General features: G+C 40.7%; 21 protein-coding genes, 4 tRNA genes and 1 riboswitch. Of the genes, 7 read left to right on the top strand and 18 right to left on the bottom strand.

Annotated features, from left to right (window positions below):
• A partial coding sequence (locus KHB02_RS26505) for an amino acid permease (protein ID WP_241114112.1) occupies nt 1–620 on the bottom strand: 620 nt, incomplete at its 3' end.
• Between the two features lie 129 nt (nt 621–749).
• Nucleotides 750–828: riboswitch (glycine riboswitch) on the bottom strand.
• Between the two features lie 298 nt (nt 829–1,126).
• On the opposite strand from KHB02_RS26505, the gene pruA reads away from it, so the two are divergent.
• The 4 genes from pruA to KHB02_RS26485 all read left to right on the top strand — a co-directional run bounded on the left by pruA (nt 1,127) and on the right by KHB02_RS26485 (nt 6,104).
• On the top strand, nt 1,127–2,758 hold the full coding sequence (gene pruA / locus KHB02_RS26500) for an L-glutamate gamma-semialdehyde dehydrogenase (RefSeq protein WP_213147866.1): 1,632 nt from the start codon (nt 1,127–1,129) through the stop codon (nt 2,756–2,758).
• Nucleotides 2,759–3,130: 372 nt separating this feature from the next.
• Nucleotides 3,131–3,796 carry a hypothetical protein gene (locus KHB02_RS26495; RefSeq protein ID WP_213147865.1) on the top strand — a complete coding sequence of 222 codons (666 nt, stop codon included), beginning with the start codon at nt 3,131–3,133 and terminating at the stop codon, nt 3,794–3,796.
• 50 nt (nt 3,797–3,846) lie between these two features.
• Nucleotides 3,847–5,391, top strand: coding sequence for a glycine betaine uptake BCCT transporter (locus KHB02_RS26490; RefSeq protein ID WP_213147864.1), 1,545 nt, complete (start codon nt 3,847–3,849; stop codon nt 5,389–5,391).
• A gap of 200 nt (nt 5,392–5,591) precedes the next feature.
• Nucleotides 5,592–6,104 carry a hemerythrin domain-containing protein gene (locus tag KHB02_RS26485; protein ID WP_213147863.1) on the top strand — a complete coding sequence of 171 codons (513 nt, stop codon included), beginning with the start codon at nt 5,592–5,594 and terminating at the stop codon, nt 6,102–6,104.
• 74 nt (nt 6,105–6,178) lie between these two features.
• Here KHB02_RS26485 and KHB02_RS26480 read toward each other — a convergent pair whose 3' ends face one another.
• Complete coding sequence (locus KHB02_RS26480; RefSeq protein WP_213147862.1) at nt 6,179–7,078, bottom strand: MerR family transcriptional regulator; 900 nt, start codon at nt 7,076–7,078, stop codon at nt 6,179–6,181.
• Nucleotides 7,079–7,339: 261 nt separating this feature from the next.
• Here KHB02_RS26480 and KHB02_RS26475 point away from each other — a divergent pair, with 261 nt between their 5' ends.
• The 3 genes from KHB02_RS26475 (at nt 7,340) to KHB02_RS26465 (ending at nt 9,649) form a co-directional block, all read left to right on the top strand.
• A complete protein-coding gene (locus KHB02_RS26475; RefSeq protein ID WP_213147861.1) occupies nt 7,340–8,407 on the top strand; it encodes an ABC transporter permease in 1,068 nt (355 codons plus the stop codon).
• Between the two features lie 3 nt (nt 8,408–8,410).
• Entirely contained in the window at nt 8,411–9,118 is a 708-nt protein-coding gene (locus KHB02_RS26470) for an ABC transporter ATP-binding protein (RefSeq protein ID WP_213147860.1), read from the top strand.
• 372 nt (nt 9,119–9,490) lie between these two features.
• Nucleotides 9,491–9,649: a hypothetical protein gene (locus tag KHB02_RS26465; RefSeq protein ID WP_213147859.1), complete on the top strand. Its 159-nt coding sequence runs from the start codon at nt 9,491–9,493 to the stop codon at nt 9,647–9,649.
• Nucleotides 9,650–9,749: 100 nt separating this feature from the next.
• Here the strand turns inward: KHB02_RS26465 and rlmH are convergent, their stop codons facing one another.
• The 16 genes from rlmH to rplI all read right to left on the bottom strand — a co-directional run.
• Nucleotides 9,750–10,229: a 23S rRNA (pseudouridine(1915)-N(3))-methyltransferase RlmH gene (gene rlmH / locus KHB02_RS26460; RefSeq protein ID WP_213147858.1), complete on the bottom strand. Its 480-nt coding sequence runs from the start codon at nt 10,227–10,229 to the stop codon at nt 9,750–9,752.
• 101 nt (nt 10,230–10,330) lie between these two features.
• Nucleotides 10,331–10,489, bottom strand: a complete 159-nt coding sequence (locus KHB02_RS26455; protein WP_213116982.1) for a CxxH/CxxC protein — start codon at nt 10,487–10,489, stop codon at nt 10,331–10,333.
• Between the two features lie 139 nt (nt 10,490–10,628).
• The gene (locus KHB02_RS26450; RefSeq protein WP_213147857.1) at nt 10,629–11,864 is read right to left on the bottom strand and encodes a S1C family serine protease; all 1,236 of its coding nucleotides are present in this window, start codon (nt 11,862–11,864) and stop codon (nt 10,629–10,631) included.
• A 179-nt stretch (nt 11,865–12,043) separates the two neighbouring features.
• On the bottom strand, nt 12,044–12,841 hold the full coding sequence (locus KHB02_RS26445) for an MBL fold metallo-hydrolase (RefSeq protein ID WP_213147856.1): 798 nt from the start codon (nt 12,839–12,841) through the stop codon (nt 12,044–12,046).
• Between the two features lie 5 nt (nt 12,842–12,846).
• Nucleotides 12,847–13,644 (bottom strand): two-component system regulatory protein YycI, encoded by a 798-nt coding sequence (locus tag KHB02_RS26440; protein ID WP_213147855.1) that lies wholly within the window; start codon nt 13,642–13,644, stop codon nt 12,847–12,849.
• The gene (locus KHB02_RS26435) at nt 13,631–14,953 is read right to left on the bottom strand and encodes a YycH family regulatory protein (RefSeq protein WP_213147854.1); all 1,323 of its coding nucleotides are present in this window, start codon (nt 14,951–14,953) and stop codon (nt 13,631–13,633) included. Before KHB02_RS26435 ends, KHB02_RS26440 begins: the two co-directional genes overlap by 14 nt.
• Nucleotides 14,950–16,779, bottom strand: a complete 1,830-nt coding sequence (gene walK / locus KHB02_RS26430) for a cell wall metabolism sensor histidine kinase WalK (protein WP_213147853.1) — start codon at nt 16,777–16,779, stop codon at nt 14,950–14,952. The genes KHB02_RS26435 and walK overlap by 4 nt, the downstream gene beginning before the upstream one ends.
• Before the next feature lie 6 nt (nt 16,780–16,785).
• Complete coding sequence (gene yycF / locus KHB02_RS26425; RefSeq protein WP_213116976.1) at nt 16,786–17,496, bottom strand: response regulator YycF; 711 nt, start codon at nt 17,494–17,496, stop codon at nt 16,786–16,788.
• 177 nt (nt 17,497–17,673) lie between these two features.
• Nucleotides 17,674–19,128 carry a peptidoglycan DD-metalloendopeptidase family protein gene (locus KHB02_RS26420; protein WP_241114111.1) on the bottom strand — a complete coding sequence of 485 codons (1,455 nt, stop codon included), beginning with the start codon at nt 19,126–19,128 and terminating at the stop codon, nt 17,674–17,676.
• A gap of 357 nt (nt 19,129–19,485) precedes the next feature.
• Nucleotides 19,486–19,558 (bottom strand) — tRNA-Phe (locus KHB02_RS26415).
• A 13-nt stretch (nt 19,559–19,571) separates the two neighbouring features.
• Nucleotides 19,572–19,648 (bottom strand) — tRNA-Asp (locus KHB02_RS26410).
• A gap of 68 nt (nt 19,649–19,716) precedes the next feature.
• Nucleotides 19,717–19,788: transfer RNA gene (locus tag KHB02_RS26405), tRNA-Glu, on the bottom strand.
• A gap of 12 nt (nt 19,789–19,800) precedes the next feature.
• A tRNA-Lys gene (locus tag KHB02_RS26400) sits at nt 19,801–19,876 on the bottom strand.
• Between the two features lie 134 nt (nt 19,877–20,010).
• Nucleotides 20,011–21,303, bottom strand: coding sequence for an adenylosuccinate synthase (locus tag KHB02_RS26395; protein ID WP_213147852.1), 1,293 nt, complete (start codon nt 21,301–21,303; stop codon nt 20,011–20,013).
• 199 nt (nt 21,304–21,502) lie between these two features.
• Nucleotides 21,503–22,855, bottom strand: a complete 1,353-nt coding sequence (dnaB, locus tag KHB02_RS26390) for a replicative DNA helicase (protein ID WP_213147851.1) — start codon at nt 22,853–22,855, stop codon at nt 21,503–21,505.
• A 172-nt stretch (nt 22,856–23,027) separates the two neighbouring features.
• A partial coding sequence (gene rplI / locus KHB02_RS26385) for a 50S ribosomal protein L9 (RefSeq protein ID WP_241114110.1) occupies nt 23,028–23,306 on the bottom strand: 279 nt, incomplete at its 5' end.

Here is a 23,306-nt window from a genome sequence, read left to right as displayed (position 1 = left end):
ACGACCATTTGGAATGAAAGCAAGAATCCTGTTATTCCATTTGGAAAAAGGCCGCCATGTTCCCAAAGATTTTTAATAGAGACTGCCCCTGCATCTGTCTTGAATCCCATCACTAGCAAAATGACCCCAATTCCGATTAAGGCGAGAATGGTAATGACCTTTATTAAGGCAAACCAGAACTCCAATTCTCCAAAAAGCTTTACCGTTAATAGATTGAGGCCCAATAAGACGACCAAACAGACAATTGCAGGTATCCACTGTGGGATATCAAACCAATATCGTACATATACACCAACAGCAATCACATCAGCCATAGCAGTCATAATCCAGCAAAACCAATAGGTCCATCCCGTTACAAACGCGGCTCGCGGTCCAAGATAATCTTCGGCAATGTCAGTAAAAGACTGATAGCCCGCCTTAGACAGCAGGAGTTCCCCCAGCGCCCTCATCACAAAGAAACAGGCAATACCTACGATCAAATAAGCAAAGATGATGGATGGGCCAGCCAGTTGGATGGCTTTACCCGACCCTAGGAATAATCCGGTACCAATGGTGCCGCCAATTGCGATAAGTTGAACGTGCCGATTTGCTAAATTCCTCTTTAATTCTTGCTGTGCCAACCTTGACTCCTCCTTAAAGTTTAAAAAACCCAATAAAAAAAGAGATTGGATGTCCTCCAATCTCATGGTCATAAGAATAACAAATAATACTTATTAAGCTGACAATTGTCAGCATGACAAATATATATTCAGTACTCTTCTGTCCTTTTGCCTGAGATTGTGAACCCTTCGGCGCCGCGGAATCCGCGGTCTCTCCAGAAGCTGCTCCTGCTATAGTGTGATCCATAGCAATCATAGCTTGCTAATTATTAAGTTTTTTAAATAATATTGTTGAATAATTTTTAATTTTAGTAGTATTAAATTACTTTGTCAACAATAAATGACTCTTATATATTTTATTGAATCTCTGAAATTAATTTAAACCCCTGAGATAGGAATTTGAATTCGCTTTCATTAAGTTGTAATAGAAAGCCAAAGAACAGAAAAAGTATGTTATAATAATTGTCGAAATAAGTAGCTTTGTCTATAAAGAAACAGAATATATAAACGGGAAGGAACGTGAAAGAATGAGTAACGGAATTTTCAAAATCCCAACACCTGCAAATGAACCTGGCAATACTTATGCTCCAGGTACAAAAGAACGAGAAACATTAAAAGCAGAATTAACACGCCAATCTGGTATCGTAATCGATATCCCTGTGATTATTAATGGCGAAAATATAAAGACAGATACAGTGAAGCAAGTAGTTATGCCACATGATCATCAACATGTTTTAGCAAACTATTCGCAAGCCGGAGAAAAAGAGCTGCGTGATGCTGTTGAAGCGGCGATGGCTGCCAAAGAAGCATGGGCAAATATGGCCTGGGAACACCGCGCCGCTATTTTCTTAAAAGCTGCTGATTTAATCTCTGGTCCATACCGTGATGTCATGAATGCTGCGACCATGTTAGGACAGTCCAAAACAGCTGTTCAAGCTGAAATTGATTCAGCCCAAGAATTAATAGACTTCTTACGTTTTGGCGTTGATTATGCAAATCAGGTTTATCAAATTCAGCCAAGCAGCATGAAGAATGTATGGAATCGTACAGATTACCGTCCATTAGACGGGTTTGTATTGGCGATTTCTCCATTTAACTTCACTGCCATTGGCGGAAACCTGCCAGCAGCTCCTGCGATGATGGGGAACGTAGTCGTTTGGAAACCAGCAACAACTTCTATTCTAGCAAACTACTACTTTATGCGTATTTTAGAAGAAGCAGGATTACCAAAAGGCGTCATCAATTTTGTACCTTCTCGTGGTTCACAAGTATCAGAAGTTGTATTAACAGACCCACGTATGTCTGGATTCCATTTCACTGGATCCACAAGTACGTTTCAAACGATTTGGAAAACAGTCGGAGAAAACATTGCAAACTATAAATCTTATCCTCGTTTAATTGGGGAAACAGGTGGTAAGGACTTCGTATTTGCTCACGAGACGGCACAAGCAGACAAAGTTGTAGCGAACCTAGTTCGTGGCGCTTTTGAATACCAAGGTCAAAAATGTTCAGCCGCTTCTCGTGCCTACATCCCAGCAAGTTTGTGGGAAGAAGTGAAAGCCGGTTTAGTGGCAGAGACGGCAAAGCTTAAAGTTGGGGATGTCCGCGATTTTAGAAACTTCATGGGTGCAGTTATTGATAAAGCGGCTTTTGATTCAATTACAAGCTATATCGATTACGCAGCAGCTTCTGAAGAAGCAGAAATTATTGCTGGCGGTACTTATGATGATTCTGTTGGATATTTCGTTCAACCGACCATTATTGTGACTACAAATCCAAACTTCAAAACAATGGTGGAAGAAATCTTTGGACCAGTCTTAACCATCTATGTATATGAAAATGATCAATTAGAAGAAACATTGCATGCAGTTGATACAGCTTCTATGTATGCCTTAACAGGTTCGATCTTTGCCCAAGATCGCGGGGCCATTCTTCACTTAGAAAACCGCTTATCCGGCGCAGCTGGAAACTTCTATATCAATGATAAACCAACTGGTGCGATGATTAATCAACAGCCATTTGGCGGTTCTCGTGGATCTGGTACAAACGATAAAGCAGGTTCTGTATTTAACATGATTCGTTGGACAAGTCCTCGTGTCATCAAAGAAAACTTTGCACCAACTGCAGAGGTTGCTTATCCATTTATGGATGCAGAATAATAAGTAATGTAAAAAAGAGGTTGAAACCAAACGTTTCAACTTCTTTTTTATTTTTCTAGCCGGCACCAATACCTTTATACTCCCCATTATTAACCATTTAAAATAAAATACTTTTTCTCACCGAACAAACAATTGTTTTCAATCTAGGATTCGACACCTTTTACTATTACCATGACTTCCAATCAAACATATTAAAGAAACATTCGATTAAAGGCTGAAAAATACAGTTTATATCTGTATTTTTCAGCCTTTTCTATTTTACATAGATAATAGTTTTTTCTAAAAAAAGCCATCCTAAAGAAGAAAACGCTGCTTCCAAGTTCCGTGTTTTTATGAATCTTATACTACCTACAATTGAAGGGAGATTTAGCTGTGAAACTGTATCAAGTAAGAAAAGGGCAATTTGTGTATTTTAACAATGAGCTACACAAGGTATATGGTGTAAAACCAATGTATAAATTCTCCGTTCATCTTATAAAGCTAAGAGATTTAACACAGCATATAACCAATGCAGCGAGTGTGGAGAGATATATACCGAAGGAAAATGACAGTTTTATTTTTGATCATAAAGTATACACACTCCGGAACAATCAAAGACCTCAAGCTGGAGACTATATTTTAATTAATAATCCCGCCCCCGATACCCTGGATCATTATTCTTTAAATGAAATTGAAGTGGTTGAAACTGTTGATAACAAAGGGGTCATTACAAGCGATTTGGATGGTATCAAACATAACGAATATTTATTGATGGTACCTGGCCGTGCTCCCGACAGTCATCCTATCGATTATAAAGACATTGCAAATCTTGAAGAAGACTTTGATGACGCCCTCCCGCAAATTGTTCATCCATATGGGGAGCTATCAGCACAGTTGGGAGACATTTATAAAAAGAAGGATAATGATGTATTAATAGAGGCTATGGTGATTGCGATTAAAGGACAAACCATTTATCTTGGCGGCGGGTTAGAGGTGCCGCATGAAGAGTTGATGAATACAGACAAGTGGGAATTTCAATACAACCCTTTTAATAACTGACAGAGCTAAATCTATTTAAATAAGTATTCATCAATTGCCAGGAGGTTTCCATGGAAAAGTTTAAAGAAAATAGTGTATTTATTATCTCTTTATTGCTGACCCTCATTTTTATTATCTGGGGAGTTTTTTTTACAGCTAATCTTACCAAAGTTACCAACGCCGTTTATAATGGCTCGATTGATTACCTGGGTTGGGTTTATCTCGGTGCAACTCTATTCTTTGTCTTTTTTTCTATCTACTTGTTGTTTTCAAAGTATGGGAATATCCGGCTGGGAAGGAGAACTGATAAGCCTGATTTCTCTACCGCTTCTTGGCTGGCAATGCTGTTCGGTGCGGGCATGGGGGTCGGAATTGTATACTGGAGCGTCGCTGAACCAGTAACCCATTACACAGCTCCTCCGTACGGGAAAGGTTATACGATTGACGCAGCCAACACCGCAATGAAATATACATTTTTCCATTGGGGCCTGCACCCATGGGCCATCTACACTGTTATTGGGTTAGCCCTTGCTTTTTTTCAATATAATAAGAGGCTCCCTGCAGCGATCAGTTCAGCGTTCCATCCCATTTTGGGCGACAAGATTTACGGCCCGATTGGCAAAACGATTGATATCCTGTCCATCTTTGCAACAGTCTTTGGGATTGCAACCTCCTTGGGACTTGGGGCGATGCAGGTTACTGCAGGTATGCATGACATATTTGGCATTCCTAATACATTATTTATCCAGTTGATTGTCATTGTGGTCGCAACAGTCCTTTTCATTATTTCCATTAATACAGGCCTGGAAAGAGGAATTAAATACTTATCCAATGCAGCCATCATCTTTTCAGTGGCAATCCTTGTGCTGATTATGTTTGTCGGTCCAGCCCTAACCGTTATTAAAGTCTTTTTTAATACAACAGGCCTGTATTTAAGTGACTTTATACATATGAGTTTACGGTTAAGTCCTTTTGGAAAAGGTGAGAAATGGATTGCTTCGTGGACCTTGTTTTACTGGGCTTGGTGGATAGCCTGGGCGCCATTTGTCGGCATGTTTATCGCCCGGGTGTCCAGAGGGAGGACGATAAGGGAATTTGTTATTGGCGTTTTGATTGTTCCGACACTTGGAACCTGTCTTTGGATGTCCGTATTTGGCGGTTCAGCACTTGAGCTTGTTCAACATACTGGAAACCATGATTTGGCAAAACATATCGCCGAAAATGTGTCCTTGTCCATATTTATTTTCTTCGACCACCTACCATTAAGTTCCTTGTTGAGCATTTTGGGCTTCGCGGTAGTAGCTATTTATTATATAACTGTTGCCGATACCGCGACCTTTGTATTGGGGATGCTTAGTGAAGGTGGAACGTTTAATCCTTCTAACAAAATAAAAATGACATGGGGTGTCATCCAATCTGCTTTAGCTGCTGTTCTGCTGCTCGCGGGCGGTTTGGAGGTTTTGCAAACTGCTTCCATTGCGGCTGCACTTCCATTTGCCATAATCATGCTCGCCATGTGCTACTCCTTGCTGACAGGCTTAAAAAAGGAAGCTGAAATGCAACGAGGCAATAAAAGAAGCGCACAGCACTATAGCCTAAAGAACGAAAATAATTGATTAAATAATAAGCAAATTTGTTCGGCAAAAGACTCCTTCAGACCGAACTCCCCCCTATTGATTTTTCATGATAAATATCACAAAATTATCAGCACTTTTAGCGTATGCTTTAAGAAGAGGTAATGAGAGTGACTGAAGTCATCATGGATTTATAAGATTCTCAGATGCATGGTGAAGGAAGGATGAGGAGGGATTTGGCGATGGAGGCTTCGAAAGTTGTATTAAGTGCCCCGCTGCAACAATTAAAGGACGAGCATGTATCGCTTCGAGTAGATATGGACCTTATCTCTGAGATTTCTGAAGAGATAGAATTCAATTCAGGTTCTGCTGTGGTACATCTATTTGCGAAATTGTACGAGCGGGTTTTGTCTTTCCACGATAATCTGATGGAACATTCCAAACGTGAAGAGGAAGGATTGTTCCCTATGATGACCCGCCGCCTCGGGGAGAATGACAGAACAATCGAAACGATGGAATATGAACATGATAAGGCAGAGCAGCATCTAAAGGATTTTCTAACTGAAGCCGGCCTGACTGGCTTGGATATTAATGAAGACGATGCGCAATCGATTACAGTTTACGCTGTCCAAGCACTTGCTACCTTAACACAACACTTTGCTAAAGAAGAAAAAATGCTGTTTCCGTTGGCAGAGAATATACTGTCGGTTGGCGAGAAAGAGGAACTTGAACGACTGCTCCAGAGTGGCTTTTGACCAAACATGGCCCTATCCAGTTTTAATTTGGATAGGGCCTTTGATTTTACCTTTTCATGGTAATAAAAAGTGTTTTATTTTAATATGTCATCAATGGAATTTGTCACATGAATCGCCCGTGGTTTATAGTCTGAGAGATAAGTGACTGCCCCTTGACCGCCGAGGTAAAAGGCAATGTCGGTTTGCTTTTCAGCAAATTGATCCAATCTCTGCAGCAGTTGAGGATCTGTTTCAAATGGTATCGCGGTTGTAGCGGACAACAGAACGACATCCGGCTTTAACTTGCAAACCAATGATTCAATCGCACCTGGTGCAGGAGAAGCACCGAATAACTGGGTTTTCCATCCCTTCATCATGAAACGCAATAGGATCAGATGCAGTGGTACTTCATGTTGTTCAAATGGCAAACATGCGCCGAGGACGAATGGAGCATTTTCCCGATATTGATAGTTTCGTCGAATTTGTACCAAGAAATCTCGTACTACTAGACTCGATACAGATTCCTGATATTCATCCCACTCATGACTCTCCCACTTTCTTCCTACCTCTTTTAAAAAAGGTACCACAATCGTGGTTAGAAAACGCTCTAGCCCTACATGATGAAGCGCTTGTTTTAAGATGAAATTTAATTCTATTTCATCACAGTGCCTGCCTTTTTCCAGCAGCTGAAGGACATACTCATTCCATTGCTCATAATGAGGGGAATTCTCCTTTTCTATCGGTACTGGATCTTCAGCAATCTCTTTTGCAAGCATGGTTGCTTGTTTTAGCGAGTAGCCTTGTTCCGAAAGTAGTTTGATTTTTAAAAGCGTTTTGACATCCTGTTGGCTATATATTCGATAACCATTCTCTAATCGCTTCGGTTGAATAACCCCATAACGCTCTTCCCATTTTCTAATCACTTGTTTTGATAATCCGGTCATATCTGCAACTTGTTGAATGGCAAATAGTCCTTTTTCATCAGATTGATACATTCATTTCATCCCCTTAATACCTGGTCCGTCCCCTATAGCCATACTGAGTATAACGAATATCCGCACTTTGTACAACGTTACCCCATAAATGTTATACAAAGATTAAAAGATAAAAAGTTCCTTCAGTTATTATAAAACCTTGGAACATATGTATAATGATTTATTTATTTTATTATACAAACATTTGACAAAAATGGCATCTCCGTTAATAATAAAGTAAAACTGGAATTTAATACTTTCAATGAGAAAGGGAGTGACGGTGTGTTTTTAGCCTGGCAAGAAATTAAAAAAAATAAACTTCGCTTCACTTTGATTACAGGGATTTTAATGCTCGTTTCCTATCTTGTCTTTTTTCTCTCTGGACTTGCAACTGGTCTCGCTAGTCTGAATAGGGAGGCGGTTGATAAATGGAAAGCGACAGCAATTATCCTTACCGAGGAATCAGATAAAAGCTTGTACCAATCATTCATGTCAATCGACCAGCTAAACAACATTAAAGCGAAAAAAACTGCGGTAATCGGTCAGCTAAATGCAATTGCCAGCAACGGGGATAAGAAGCAAAATATATCTCTCTTTGGTATTAACAAAGAGGAATTTCTTATGCCAAATGTGACGGAAGGCAGGGCTTTTGAAAATGCAAATGAAGTGATTGCTGACGGTTCACTCAAAGACAAGGGATTCAAATTAGGTGATACATTATCCCTATCCTCCAGTGATCAACAATTAACAATTGTTGGATTTACAGACCATGCCCGATTTAATGCTGCACCTGTTCTATATGCGAATCTTGCAACCTTCCACCAAGTCAAATTTGGTGAAGCAGCCGGTCAGAAAAAAGATCAAATTAACGGAATTGTTGTTCAGGATGCTTCTATTTCAAATCTTACCCAAAATGATGATCTGAATTCTATTGAAATCGAATCATTCATTCAAAATTTACCGGGTTACACTGAACAAAAACTCACCTTAAATTTCATGATTTACTTCCTCTTTGCTATTTCTTCCGTCATTGTCGCCATTTTCTTGTATGTCTTGACCGTGCAGAAGATTAGTATGTTTGGGGTCATGAAGGCGCAGGGTATTTCCAGCTCTTATTTATCTTGGTCTGTTATAGCCCAAACCTTTATTTTAGCGTTCATTGGAACTGCGGCAGGGTTTGCCTTCACACTCATTTCAGGAGCCTTTTTACCGGCAGCGGTTCCTGTTTCATTTGACCTGACCTTGATGGTCTTCTATGGCTTCATTCTAATGGTTGTTGCTACTGCTGGTGCTGTTTTCTCAGTCTTGACGATTGTACGAATTGATCCACTGAAAGCGATAGGAGGCTAAACCATGGCAGTGTTGGAGTTACATCAAGTAAAAAAGAGTTTTGGAAGCGGCCATAAGAAAGTGGAAGCCTTAAAGGAAACAGATTTTCTTGCCAACCGAGGCGAGCTGATTGCTATTATCGGCCCGTCGGGATCTGGAAAAAGTACCTTTCTCACGATTGTCGGGGGTTTATTAACCCCAACCTCAGGGGATGTAGTCATCAATGGCCAAAATCTAACCACGTTGAATGAAAAAGCACGCTCCCAAATCCGACTCAAGGAAATCGGATTTGTGTTACAAGCGTCGAACCTAGTCCCATTCCTCTCTGTGGCCAATCAATTGAAACTATTAGACAAAGTGAAAAGGGGAAATATGTCAAAAATGGAGCGGAATCAACTGTACGAAGAGTTGGGAATTAGTGACTTACTAATGAAATATCCATCCGATTTATCCGGCGGGGAACGCCAGCGTGTAGCCATCGCTAAGGCTCTGTACAGCAACCCTTCGATTATTTTAGCTGACGAGCCGACAGCCTCCCTTGACTCAGACCGTGCCTATGAAGTCATGGAGCTACTTAAAAAAGTCACAAAGCGGAAACAAACGACAACCATCGTAGTAACGCACGATATTCGGCTTGTCGGCTATTGCGACAAAGTCTACCGAATGACGGATGGTGTCCTTTCAGCAGTTTCAGAGGAGTCCTCCAAAATGAACAAAAAGGCACAACTATAAGACTGACAAAGGCTTGGTTTTTACCAAGCCTTTCCTTTGAGATTATGACCTAATCCGAGTGCACCTATAAATCCAGTAGGTTATGCAAAATCTCGTATGTTACCCCAAGAAGACCTCAGTATTACCCAATCACGATAATCCACTATTTACCGCCAAATACAACATATAAAATTTTTTTATAACATATTATATATTTTTTGCATTTTATTTATTTTCATTATTGCCTTATGATTGGTCTGTAGCAATTGATAATTACTTCCTTAAGCCTTGGATTAAAACCTTATGAAAGCAAGGTTTAACTTAACGGAGCATATTTATAGAAGTCTCTGTCTGCAGGACAGAAATAACTTAAAAATAAGGAGAGGAATTTTTATGTGGATTATAACTCGTTATTTAGATTCAAATATTTCTATGTTTGAATTTAAAACAGAACAAGAAGCAAGAGAGACTCTCAAAAAAATGAAGGGCTATAACGTTCTTTCTGAAGTTGTATACTTCAATGATCCTTGTTTTCAGCAGGAATCAGCATAAAATTAAGGCTGGTTCATTGTAAACATATAACGAAAAGGCCAATGTTTTGAACATTGGCTTATTCGTTATCTATATAATCTCCTAATATCCAAAGCCTCATTTACTTATGATAAGGTTCCCCTCGGTTAATTCGAAATGCCCGGTAAACCTGTTCAACCAATATCAACCTCATCAACTGGTGGGGAAAGGTCATCCGTGAAAAAGACAGCTGCTCGTTCGATCTTTTTATCACCTCATCACTTAACCCCAATGATCCGCCAATTACGAAAGCTAACTTACTTTTTCCATAAGTCGCAAGTTTATCCAGAGTATCCGCCAGCTCTTCCGATGATTGCATTTTCCCTTGAATCGCCAGCGCAATCATATATGTATCCTGACTAATTTTCCCCAAAATCCGTTCGCCTTCTTTTTGCTTCACCTGCAGCATTTCCAACTCACTTAATTCTTCAGGAGCCTTTTCATCAGCAACCTCGATTAATTCAACCTTTGCATAGGCCGTTAATCTTTTTAAATACTCCTCAATTCCCTGCTTCAAATACTTTTCTTTCAGTTTACCAACCGTAATAATAGAGATATTCACAATTCACAACCCTTTAACATTTGATTACAAACAGTTTACAAACAACTTATCCACAGAAGTTATCCACATATTCACATTTTTTATCCACATCTTGTATGGAATCATTTGTTCCCCACAATATATACAGCCTGTTTTCGACAATATTCACAGGTTGTTGATAAATTATCCACATCTAATTTATTTAAAATAGGATAGGTTTCATATTCCTCCAAAATCGTATCCATTGCCTCACTCACATGTTCCTCACAACAATAAATCATTTTATTACACCATCCCGAACAATATTCAATCATCTATAGCTTTTACCAAACCAACGTGTTCAAAACAAGCTAAAATCCTCATTTATCATAGCAAAAAGAAAAAGAGAAGTGAATTTATCACTTCCCTAAATCAACAGCATTATTGAGTTTTATCGCTAGCCAATGTCATCGTTACTTCTTTGAGCCTGCCGTCCCGATAGAATTTAATCGCCATCTGCTCACCGATTTTCTTTACCTGATATAAATGCTTCCTTAAATCAATGACATCGTTGATTTTCTGTCCGTCCATTTCAACTATGACATCCAATTCCTGCAGACCGGCAACTGCCGCTGGTGAACCTGGAACTACCTGGCGAATCGCTACCCCATGCGTCACATCGCGTGGCAATTTTAATGCTTCCTGCTGGTAATAGGCAGGAATTTCATCAACCGATTTTAGATCTACACCCATATATGGCCGCTTGACGCTGCCGAATTGTTCTAAATCGTTAATAACCGGCTTAGCTGAATTTATCGGAATCGATAAGCCGATTCCTTCAACGGCCTCCTGGGAAATTTTCATCGAATTAATACCGATTACCTGTCCGGCCATATTAATTAAAGCACCGCCGCTGTTTCCTGGATTGATGGCAGCATCGGTTTGCAATACTTCTGATTGCCAATCGATGATGCCATCCTGATTGATATCAACCGGAATCGTCCGCTTCAATCCGGATATAATTCCCTGTGTGACTGAACCAGAGAAGGTAGGTCCAAGCGGGTTGCCGATGGCAATAACCGGTTCACCCATCTTTAAGCTGTCAGAATCACCGAATTCCGCAACCTTTTTAATCTTTCCAGCATCCACTTCAAGCACGGCCAAGTCTGTCCAAATATCGCTTCCTAATAGCTTGGCCGGTATCTTTGTACCATCCGAGAGACTAACCTCGAGCTTTGTAGCCCCCTCAACGACGTGGTGGTTTGTTACCACAAAAGCCCTGCTGCCAGCAGCCTTATAAATCACCCCTGATCCGGTTCCTGCCGGATCCTCTGTATTATTTTCTCCGTTATCCCAGAATCCTGATGACTGAATGTTATTAATTCCAACAACAGCATCAGCTGTTTTATCGATAGCATTGGTGATATTGGTGTTAACATCGTACGATATTTGTTTATGTACAACATTTTGCTTAGATGTATTATCTATTTCAGTCACAGTACTCTGCTGTGGCTCTACTTTGTATGGAAGTACACCGCGGTTGGCAAGAGCAGGAATGGAGACAATCACCAAAATAGCTCCCAAAACGGCTCCAACCAGGCTGGCAATAAAAATTCCACTTTTATTTCCTTTTTGCTCCCGATAGCGATTTGGAGAATGATCATCATAATAGCCCAATTTACACCATTCCTCTCTACAGAACCATTGCTAACGTTTATTTTGGCTTATATAAACAATTATACTCCAATACAAGGTATTTACTAAGAATTTGCATAATATTCCATGAAACTTCATCTTTTGTTCATACTTTTTTCATACTAAAAAAGAGAGGAGCCTTCAAAGTGAAAGCAACCTCTCTATACTGCGGTTAGCACGGTCGGTATTTTTGGATCTGTGTCATACAGGTCAAATTGTTCGCCGACTATTAAGCCGCGGCTTTCCAATGTCTGTGACACTGACATTCTCGCTAAATCCTTCATATTGTTATCTAGGCTTAAATGGGCGAGATAAATCCGTTTGGTCCGGTCACCAACGACCTCACTCATCGCAAGTGCTGCATCTTCATTGGAAACATGGCCGACATCACTTAAGATTCTTCGTTTAATGTTCCAAGGATATCTGCCCATCCGCAGCATTTGCACATCATGATTGGATTCAAAAATATATACATCGGCATCTTTGATTATGCCCTTCATCCGATCGCTTACATAACCGGTATCAGTAATTTGCACGAGTTTTTTGCCGCCGGAATGATGGAAAATATAAAACATTGGCTCAGCCGCATCGTGGGAGACCCCAAAAGATTCAATTTGAACCGAACCAAAGCTTTTTACCGATTCCATATCAAACACAAACTTCTGCTCAGTTGGGATTGCACCTACTAAACCATCCATGGCCCGCCAGGTTTTTTCATTTGCATAGACTGGCAGCTTATATTTACGCGCTAAAACGCCAATCCCTTTGATATGATCACTGTGCTCGTGGGTTACAAAAATGGCAGAAAGCTTGCTGATATCCCGGTCGATTTGCTGAAACAGTGCCTCCATTTGCTTTCCGCTTAAGCCTGCATCGACTAGAAAGGAGTGCTCTTCAGCCTCTACATATAGGGCGTTGCCTGTACTGCCGCTTGTAAGAATGCTATAACGTAAAGACATACATTTCACTCCACATTAGTTTTTTCATCGCTTTTGAATTGGATAATTTGCCCTTCAAAAGCATTCACAAATAAATTTTCCTTATCATTGACCACAAAGTGCCAGGTTGGCGCCAACACCTGGGAGGCTGCTAATTGGATACGTGTTGAGTAGCCAAGCTCCACCTTGGTAATCTTGCTTTTTGGTTTGATGTCTCCCTTTTGGTGCAACGTTTCAATCGCTTTTAACGGCGTGAGTATTTCTTCCTTCGCCGCCATCTTTTCAAAGCCCTCAAGATAAGTCTGCTGATAAGAGACTATTTGATTTTCAGAATTATACGTAAAGGTAATCATCCCATTAATATTTTTGTATAATGGAAAACTTTCATATTGTTGAAAATAGGTGATCGTACTCTTTTTCTCATTTTTCTCCCCAAATTGATACTGGTCTCCGTACAAAATATTGTCCTTTAAAAAGGAGGCCAATTCGGCAGGTTCGAACTTATTGCTTAATGCAAACGGCTTTTCAAATTCCGCTTGAAGGGTGGTACCAGGGTCCTTTAGGGTAACGGACTGCCCTTTCAGCTTTGCCGTATCACTTTTTGTAAAAACCTTCGGTTTTGCACTTAAGTACTGCGACTTTATTTTCGCTGTCGGCAGTTCTTCGTATTTAATTTCGTCAGCCTTTAGTTTCTCTTCAAAAGTAGTTTCAGTTACGAATTCATATTTATTGGCATCACGGATTTTCATAAATTGAAATAACAGATATACATCCAGGATTAAGAATGTAATGATGAAAATTGTCTTGATTTTACTCCAATCCATGTGCCGGCCCCCCTAGGTCATCCATCGTAAGCTCTCCCCATTGTTTATCGTAGCGATAGAACCAGGCAGGCTCTAAAAGGATTAACTGGTTTTCCTCCGAATCTCGATCCATTCGATACCCTAATACTAACTCCTCGAGAAGCTCTGACTTAAAATTCCTTTTATTCTCCAAGAAATTTAACACATCATGACCGGAAGCCCGTTTCACCGTTTTCATTTCGGTTGTCAGCGGCAGCTCCAAGGAAATGTTGGGCCGTATATATTTAGTAAGTTCATTTCGGCCCCATACCTCTGTAATCTCAGAAATGCCCCGTTCACTAAAAACTGGATAGCCATCACCGGTATAAAGTCGAAAAACTACAGTGGCACTGTATTCATTTTTTGAAACATAATGATAGGAATCCGTCCAACCGCCATGTTCGTTGATTAAATCAATACTGCGCTTCACCAAGTCATAGGAATTATCGACAAAGTCATCATCTGCTGTCGGATTGACGTATGAAAGTATATTCGTATCATCACTGACTGTCATTTTACTTGAGTCGCTCGTATATTCCTCCCCCGCACGAATCGGGTTCTTCTGCACATTGCTTGGGTCCCGGAACAAGGCTTCTTTAAACTTTTCCGAATTAAGCGTAACAGGCAAATACTTATACGTTTTCATATCTGTTTCGCCTTCCGGTAAAAAGATCGTTTTATTAGCTGAGGGTTTATACGCAAAATATCGCGGTAAGCGAGGTGCATTTTTGAAAACGTCCCGGTTAAATGCAGTTAAATTGGCCGGTGAAATATGACTGATATAAACCTGTTGGTTTTCCGACGAAACAAAATAGACAATTCCATTCTCATTACTGGAATTCTCCACATTGATAATCATCCTATTAAAATTAAAGGAAGGAACCTTTTTCCCCTCAATGTTTAAGACACCACGATATAAAGCGATTGGGACCTCACCTGGAAAGATTAATTCTGCGTTTCCGGGACTGTGAATAAGGTCATTTATGTTTTCAACATTGTCGGTATAGTTTTTTATATCAAAGATGGACCATTTGCTAATTTCCTTAATTACGTTGTCGATTTCATCCGGATTATTGGTCCCATAATGATCATTTCTAATATGAAACAAAATTCGGTCAGGACGAACGATTTTCTGCAGTTCTTGCTTTTCACTCACCGAGACTTCTGCCACATAGCTGTCATTTTCCATCGTGTCGAAGTTAGGCTGGTATGTCCAAAGATTCCAGGTTAAAAAAATACTGATGAAAACCAATATTGTTAAGATAATGGATTTTATATTTTCATATTTCATGACCATTCATCCTCTTCAGCACTTTCATATGGCAAGGAAAATGAAATGGTAGTTCCTTTCCCTTCCTTACTAGATGCCCAGATATTTCCGCCATGAGCACTGACAATTTCTTTAGCAATGGCCAGTCCCAAACCTGTTCCGCCCATTTTCCGCGTTCTTGCTTTATCGACTCGATAAAAACGGTCAAATATTTTTCCGATACTCTCTTTGGGAATTCCCATTCCTTGGTCTGAAACGCTGACAATAATGGTCTCATTTTTTTCTTGTATAGTGAAGGTCACCTGTCCACCTTCAGGAGAATACTTCAGAGCATTGGAAATGACGTTGTATAAGACCTGAGTCATTTTATCTTCATCCATTTCAACGAAGATGCCATGCTTAGGGAGAATTCTTTTAAATGTTACGTTTTGCTCCTTTGCCATTTCAAAACGGTCAATAATTCGGTCATAGAAATCAACAAAGTTTACCCATTCCATTGTCATTCGGTAATCAGTGCTGTCCATTTTTGACAATGTCAACAGGTCATTGACAAGGCGAATCATTCGTTCCGTTTCCTTGCTTGTCACTTCCAGAAAGTTCGGGGCAATTTCCTCGTCACGCCATGCCCCATCTGCTAGTGCCTCCAGGTAGCTTCTCATTGTTGTTAACGGGGTCCTCAGCTCATGGGAAACATTGGCCACAAACTCCCGTCTTTCGAATTCAATTTTTTCTTGCTCCGTAATATCATGCAGAACGCAAATCAATCCGTTTACAAAGCCAGTTTCTTTTTGGATAACGGAAAAATTGGCCCTAAGGATGTATCTTTCCTGCTTTGTACTATAATCCAGAATGAGCGAATCATTCTCCTCTAACAAATCTTCGAAGGTATTGGTGTCATCCAAATCTAATAAAGACACAATCGGCTGGGAGAGCACTGTTTCACGTGAAACATCCAGCATTTCCGCTGCCGGTTCATTTATAAGGATGACCCGGCCTTTTCTATCCGTAGCAATAACGCCATCGGTCATATAGGAGAGGACGGAGGATAGTTTTCTACGTTCTCCTTCCGTCATCGCCTGGGCTTCCTGCAGCTTCTTCGTTAAATTGTTAAAGGTGATCGCCAGCGTTCCGATTTCATCGTACCCATACACCTTAACCTTACGAGAAAAGTTCCCTTTGGCCATTGCCAATGCCTGCTTTTTCATATCGGCAATCGGCCTTGTAATGGTCTGGGCTAACAAGATCCCTAATACAGCTGTGATTGACATGGCAATGGCTGTCCCTGTAGCAAAAATTTTATTAATAGTTTTCATTTGTTCAAAAACACTCTCAATTTTTGCGACAAGATAAATGGCCCCGATGACCTTCTTGCCGGATTTAATCGGAGTAGAAAGGACCCAGATCCGGTTTCCCGTCTTCTTATCAATTAACAGGGCACTTTGGTCTTCTTCCAAAACCATTGATTGTTTAATGCGAAGTTCAGTTGTTCTTTGGCCCACTACCCCTTGATTGTCTGAATCAGAGGTTCCGAGAATCTTTAGTGACCTGTTTTCAATCACCCGCACCTCTGAGATATCCCCGGCATTATCAAAATCCCTAAGGATTTTATTGATATCTTCCTCAAGCGTCGGGTCTTCCGAAGTTCTTTGTTTCTCTATTTCCTCGCGGATATTATATCCTAGTAAATTCACACGCTCTTTTAAGGCCGTTTGGAAATTTGTCCTCAATGTTTCCTCCAGCTGCCGGACAAAATAAACACCGATAATCTGCATCGCAACTAAAAGGAGGAGCACATAGATAATCACAAATTTAACGTGTATCGAGCGAAAGAAGCCTACTTTTTTCACCAGTCACTACTCCTGTTCAGGATTCCGTAAGTAATAACCTACCCCGCGGCGCGTCACAATCCAGGCAGGATGACTCGGACTATCTTCAATTTTTTCACGAAGGCGGCGTACCGTAACATCGACTGTCCGAACATCGCCATAATAATCATAGCCCCAGACCGTTTGTAGTAAATGCTCACGTGTCATAACCTGCCCAATATGCTGTGCCAAGTAATAAAGCAATTCAAATTCACGATGGGTAAGCTCAATGGTTTCCCCTCGTTTAGACACGACATAGGCATCCGGATGGATGACAAGAGCGCCCACGACTATTTCATTCGTTTCATTTTCCGCATCAGGCTGTGCAATGATTTGCTGATGGCGGCGCAAATTCGCCTTCACACGCGCGATTAACTCTCTAGTACTGAACGGCTTCGTCACGTAATCATCAGCACCAAGCTCAAGTCCCAGGACTTTATCAATTTCTGAATCCTTGGCTGTCAGCATGATAATTGGCATTTCGTACTTTTTTCGTACTTCGCGGCAAACCTCCATTCCATCTCTTTGCGGAAGCATAATATCTAACAGGATTAAATCTGGTTGGATTTCTTCAACTAATTGAAGTGCTTGGTTTCCATCATAGGCGCAATAGACATCATATCCTTCCTTTTTCAGGTTAAATTGAAGGATATCAGCAATCGGTTTTTCATCATCAACAACGAGAATTTTCTTTTCCATACCATTGCTCCTTTTTGTTTTTATTGTCTATTTTTTTCTTTTTAAAGTCATAACTACTCCATTTTACTTTACCATTGTTTCGCTTGAAATTCATCTATAACAAGTATTTGGAAGACTTCTTCCAGTTAACTACTAGGGTTTCCAAAAGAAAAAGCCTCTAGTTAAAACTAGAGACTGTTATCTGCTTAGATAAGAAAGTGGGTTTACCAAGCCGCCATTTTTGTATACTTCGAAATGGAGGTGGACACCAGTTGCATCTCCGGTTGCTCCCATAACACCAATGCCTGTTCCTTTGGAAACTGTCTGGCCGGCTTTGACATTAATGGAGGACATATGTCCATAGAGGGTACGCATTCCATTTTGGTGGTCAATGATGACTTTATTTCCATATCCGCCGCTGTCCCAGCCTGCTGAAACAACTACGCCATTATCTGCTGCTTTGATTGTTAAATTGCTTGGTCTGGCAATATCGATTCCTTTATGCTTTTTGCCCCAGCGGAAGCCCATTTCACTGGATACATACCCGCCAACAGTCGGCCAAGCAAGTGTGCCTTCGCCACGGGAAGGAATGGCTTTTGTTCCTTTAATGATAATATTATTTACAGGTTGCTGCAGGATTTGCTCACTAGTAATGCTCTTTTGGGCAGCAACACCATTTTGTTCTGAAATATGGTAGGTTACTGAGCGAGACCCGTTTTGCCCCTCTTGTTGTACTTTCTTTTCACCCTTAGGAAGATTTGCGTCTTCTTCGATTTGCGTTTCAAATGGAATGGTTTCGTTTTGGTTCACTTCTTTTTCAACGATTACATCCACGTATGGCTTTAAGGCCGTAATATTGATTTCCTGGCCGATTTTTATTAATGAATCTGCTGTTAATCCTGGATTCAAGGTTAGTAGTTCTGGAACTGTCAATCCATTTTGATGGGCAATTGATTCAAGTGCATCGCCATCTTGCACAGCGTACTTCTTTTCTTCTAAAGTACCTTTTTGTAAAAGGGTAACAGCCTCAGCAGGAGTTACGATTTTTTGCAGCTCTACATTTTTCGTTTCCACAGATACATTTTTTGAAAGACTTACATTTAAAATACGTGTTTCATTTTGATTTAAAGCGGGTAATGTACTAGGGTCAGCCGACTTAAGCGCTTCAAGATCTTGCAGCTGCTGTTCAGTAACATACTGCAATTTAAGATTCTTGATTACGTCTTCTGCCGCACTCTTATTTTCCAAATAAACAACAGGTGCTCCATCGATCACAATGGCAGCCGCTTCTGCTTGAACTTGGAAGGTATTTCTTAAGTTTTGAAGAGTTTCTTGATTGTTTGCATTGGCGCTGAAAACTTGTTCAGGTACATATTGAACCTGTTCGCCAAGCTTTATGTTAAGATCTTTGATGGATTCCTTCATGGAATCCAATTTCTCTGCAACAATTTTATCGACAATTGCTTTATCCGTTACATTACCTATGTATGTACCATTGAGATAAACATGATAAACAGTCGTTAATTTTGATGAAGTAGCCATGGCCACCGGTCCGCTGCTAAATGCAATAACGGATGCCGCTACTGCTGATGCTATGGTTGTTTTTATTAATAAAAGTTTTTTAGAATTATTTTTTTTATTTAAAGAAAACATTATTTCCTCCTAAACCACGGTAAAACACAATGAAAGGGTTTCCCAGAATTTTAGCCTCTCTTACTTTACCATAGTTTTATAGAGAAGAGATTAATAGTCTCCATAATGTAACACAATTGTATAATTACTGACATTATCCTACGTCTTTTGAAATATGTCGGTCATTTTTTCCTGTTTTTTTGTGCGGGTAATAGGCGGAAATCCCTATTATATCAAGGGTTTGTCCAATATCGGGATAATTTTACAAAATAAGACAAATTTCTATGCGTTTTGTAAAAAATAGGTCCATTTATTACATTTATGTAACAAATATAATAAAAAAAGAAGTCCACAATGTGTGTGAACTTCTTTTTGGGATGGCTCAGGACGGAATCGAACCGCCGACACAAGGATTTTCAGTCCTTTGCTCTACCGACTGAGCTACTGAGCCATTCTAAATTAAGTGGCGGTCTGGACGGGACTCGAACCCGCGACCTCCTGCGTGACAGGCAGGCATTCTAACCAACTGAACTACCAGACCGATTTATAATATGGTCAGCCAGCAAGGAGACCGTCCTTGCCAGTCATTTGCCGGCCGACCAATGCCGATGACCCCTACGGGATTCGAACCCGTGTTACCGCCGTGAAAGGGCGGTGTCTTAACCGCTTGACCAAGGGGCCATTCATAAAGAATGGTGAGCCATGAAGGACTCGAACCTTCGACCCTCTGATTAAAAGTCAGATGCTCTACCGACTGAGCTAATGGCTCGTTAATTAATGTATTTCCGCCATCTCTTGGCGACGTTTTTTATAATATCATGATAGTGTATAATAGGCAATAGTTTTTCTAAAAAAACTTTTAAAAAAAGCAAAGCCCCCTGAAAAGAGGGCTTTTATTGCTTTCTAAACCTGTCTCCAAGGATTGCTCACAACGTTGGTTTGGGTGCGGTCAGGTCCGACTGAGAAGGTCGATAATGGAATGCCTGTTAATTGGGAAACGCGTGCTACATAGTGACGGGCGTTTTCAGGCAGTTCATCTAAGGATTTGCAGCCGGTAATATCTTCTGTCCAGCCTGGCAATTCTTCGTAAATTGGTTGACATTGAGAAAGAATCTTTAGGTTGGCAGGATATTCTGTAATGACTTCGCCATTATATTGATAAGCTGTACAAATTTTTAATTTCTCAATTCCGGTAAGAACATCAATGGAATTCAACGAAAGATCTGTCAAGCCGCTAACACGGCGAGCATGGCGGACCACAACACTGTCAAACCAGCCAACACGGCGTGGACGTCCTGTTGTTGTACCATATTCACGGCCAACTTCGCGGATTTGGTGGCCGATTTCATCATGTAACTCAGTTGGGAATGGACCATCACCAACACGGGAAGTATACGCTTTACATACACCAACAACATGAGTGATCTTAGTTGGGCCTACACCCGAACCAATCGTTACACCACCGGCAACCGGGTTTGAAGACGTAACAAATGGATAGGTTCCTTGGTCGATATCAAGCATGACACCCTGGGCGCCTTCGAACAATACACGACGGCCTTCATCCAAAGCATCATTTAGAACGACGGATGTATCACAGACATATTTCTTAACCTGCTGGCCGTACTCATAGTATTCATCAAGAATATCTTCGACTTTGAAGCCGCTTGTTTCATAAATGCGTTCAAATAAACGGTTTTTTTCCTCTAGATTGCGAACTAATTTTTCTTCAAAAATTTCACGGTCAAGCAAATCAGCAATGCGAATCCCGTTCCGGGCTGCCTTATCCATATATGCTGGACCAATACCCTTTTTAGTTGTACCAATTTTATTAGCGCCTTTGCGATCCTCTTCCACTTCATCCAATTTTATATGATAAGGAAGGATGACATGGGCACGATTACTGATGCGCAGGTTATCGGTTGTAATTCCTTTTTCATGTAAATAAGCAAGTTCTTGAATAAGTGCCTTTGGATCGACGACCATGCCATTTCCGATGACACAAATTTTTTCCTTATAGAAAATCCCTGAAGGAATCAAATGCAGCTTATAGGTCTCGCCATTAAACTTGATGGTATGGCCTGCATTATTTCCCCCTTGATAACGGGCAATTACTTCTGCATTTTCTGAAAGGAAATCAGTGATTTTCCCTTTTCCTTCGTCTCCCCATTGCGTACCAACAACCACTACTGATGACATGTAAGGCACCTCCGAATTTTTAGCTTTCATTAAATTAATTAATTCCCTTACATAGTTTATCAATTTTTTATGAAAAAAGTCAATTAAACACGAACGATTTATATTAAAATAGTAAAATATGTTCGTAAACTAAAAATCTACAAAAAAGGGGTCTGACCCCGCTGCAGTACAACCTTAAAGCAGCGGGAATCAGGCCCCATTACGCCCCTGGAGATTCATATCTTGTCTCCAGATTTACGAATTTATTATATTCTTTCACGAATGCCAGCGAAACCGTACCCGTCGGGCCATTACGTTGCTTAGCAATGATAATTTCGATAATATTTTTGTTTTCCGATTCCTTATCATAGTAATCATCACGGTAAAGAAAGGCAACAATATCAGCATCCTGCTCGATTGACCCAGATTCACGGATATCTGACATCATCGGCCGCTTATCCTGACGCTGCTCCACACCACGGGATAGCTGCGATAAGGCAATAACAGGTACTTGCAGCTCACGGGCTAATTGCTTAAGGGAGCGGGAAATCTCCGATACTTCCTGTTGGCGGTTTTCACCAGAGCGGCCGCTTCCTAGAATAAGCTGCAAATAGTCAATTAAAATCATTCCCAAGCCGTGCTCTTGCTTTAAACGGCGGCATTTGGAACGAATATCACCTACTCTTACCCCAGGGGTATCATCAATATAGATTCCTGTGTTTGACAAACTGCCCATTGCCATCGTCAACTTACCCCAGTCTTCCTCTGTCAGCGACCCAGTACGAAGCCTTTGGGCATCAATGTTCCCTTCGGCGCATAAAAGACGCATGACCAGCTGCTCAGCACCCATCTCTAGACTAAAGATGGCAATATTTTCGCCCGTTTTTTTCGCAACATTTTGCGCAATATTTAAGGCAAAGGCTGTTTTACCAACAGAAGGACGAGCACCGACAATAATTAAATCATTGCGCTGAAACCCTGCTGTCATCTTGTCAAGTTCAACAAATCCCGTCTCAAGGCCGGTAATCTCCCCAACACGTTTATGCATTTCCTCTATATTGTCATACGTCCGAACAAGGACATCTTTAATGTCATGGAAGGCTCCGGCATTCTTTCGCTGGGCTACTTCCATGATGCTTTTTTCAGCTTCGCTTAAAAGCGATTCGACTTCATCTTCCCGAGTATAACCATCTGTGGCGATATTAGTCGCCGTGCGGATCAATCTTCTAAGAAGGGATTTCTCTTCTACGATTCTCGCATAATATTCAATATTGGCAGCCGTCGGCACAGCGCCTGCTAGTTCACTTAAATAGCTGACACCGCCTATATCCTCGATTAATTTAGCTGCAGCCAGTTCCTCAGTAACAGTTACCAAGTCAACTGCTTTACCTTCGTCATTCAGCTTCAGCATCACATTAAAGACTTTTTGGTGGGCGGCTCGATAGAAATCCTCTGGAATTAAGATTTCCGAAGCCATCGTTAAAGAAGAAGGCTCTAAAAAAATTGCACCTAATACCGCCTGTTCTGCCTCTATATTTTGTGGAGGCATGCGGTCAGCAAACAAATCATTCATCTATTAAAACCCCTCCTAACTAGAGAGTGATTATTAAACTTATAAAAATAATCATATCTTAAAAAGAAAAAAGTGACCAGATAAACCGATCACGTCTCTAAGCTTGCTTTTTTATTTTATCATGATTCATCTAAATTTGAACTGGCAAATTTTATTCTCAACAGGCTGTCTTTTATTTTCCTTCCTTCACGTGAACGGTCAAGGTGGCTATTACGTCATGATGGAGCTTAACTGGAACCTTCGTATGTCCTAATGTCCTGATCGCATCATCGAGCTCCATTTTCCGTTTGTCGATTTTAATGCCGTGCTTCTTTTGCAGTTCCTCAGCGATTTGTTTTGAGGTGATAGAACCAAATAGACGTCCGCCCTCACCAGCCTTTGCTGTCAGCTCAACTGTAATCTTATCCAATGTTTCTTTGAGCTTTTTTGCTTCAGCAAGCTCTTCGGCCGC

It is taken from the genome of Neobacillus citreus (assembly GCF_018343545.2).
Taxonomy (GTDB): Bacteria; Bacillota; Bacilli; order Bacillales; family Cytobacillaceae; genus Neobacillus; species Neobacillus citreus.
This window is presented reverse-complemented; position numbering and strand designations above follow the sequence as displayed.

Excerpts from the sequence above, each read along its gene's own strand:
- yycF (WP_213116976.1), bottom strand. The coding sequence starts at position 17,496 with ATGGAAAAGAAAATTCTCGTTGTTGATGATGAAAAACCGATTGCTGAT.
- KHB02_RS26440 (WP_213147855.1), bottom strand. The coding sequence starts at position 13,644 with ATGGATTGGAGTAAAATCAAGACAATTTTCATCATTACATTCTTAATC.
- dnaB (WP_213147851.1), bottom strand. The coding sequence starts at position 22,855 with ATGAATGATTTGTTTGCTGACCGCATGCCTCCACAAAATATAGAGGCA.
- KHB02_RS26455 (WP_213116982.1), bottom strand. The coding sequence starts at position 10,489 with ATGATTTATTGTTGTGAGGAACATGTGAGTGAGGCAATGGATACGATT.
- KHB02_RS26465 (WP_213147859.1), top strand. The coding sequence starts at position 9,491 with ATGTGGATTATAACTCGTTATTTAGATTCAAATATTTCTATGTTTGAA.
- pruA (WP_213147866.1), top strand. The coding sequence starts at position 1,127 with ATGAGTAACGGAATTTTCAAAATCCCAACACCTGCAAATGAACCTGGC.
- KHB02_RS26480 (WP_213147862.1), bottom strand. The coding sequence starts at position 7,078 with ATGTATCAATCTGATGAAAAAGGACTATTTGCCATTCAACAAGTTGCA.
- KHB02_RS26490 (WP_213147864.1), top strand. The coding sequence starts at position 3,847 with ATGGAAAAGTTTAAAGAAAATAGTGTATTTATTATCTCTTTATTGCTG.
- KHB02_RS26435 (WP_213147854.1), bottom strand. The coding sequence starts at position 14,953 with ATGAAATATGAAAATATAAAATCCATTATCTTAACAATATTGGTTTTC.
- KHB02_RS26420 (WP_241114111.1), bottom strand. The coding sequence starts at position 19,128 with ATGTTTTCTTTAAATAAAAAAAATAATTCTAAAAAACTTTTATTAATA.
- KHB02_RS26445 (WP_213147856.1), bottom strand. The coding sequence starts at position 12,841 with ATGTCTTTACGTTATAGCATTCTTACAAGCGGCAGTACAGGCAACGCC.
- KHB02_RS26470 (WP_213147860.1), top strand. The coding sequence starts at position 8,411 with ATGGCAGTGTTGGAGTTACATCAAGTAAAAAAGAGTTTTGGAAGCGGC.
- KHB02_RS26395 (WP_213147852.1), bottom strand. The coding sequence starts at position 21,303 with ATGTCATCAGTAGTGGTTGTTGGTACGCAATGGGGAGACGAAGGAAAA.
- KHB02_RS26485 (WP_213147863.1), top strand. The coding sequence starts at position 5,592 with ATGGAGGCTTCGAAAGTTGTATTAAGTGCCCCGCTGCAACAATTAAAG.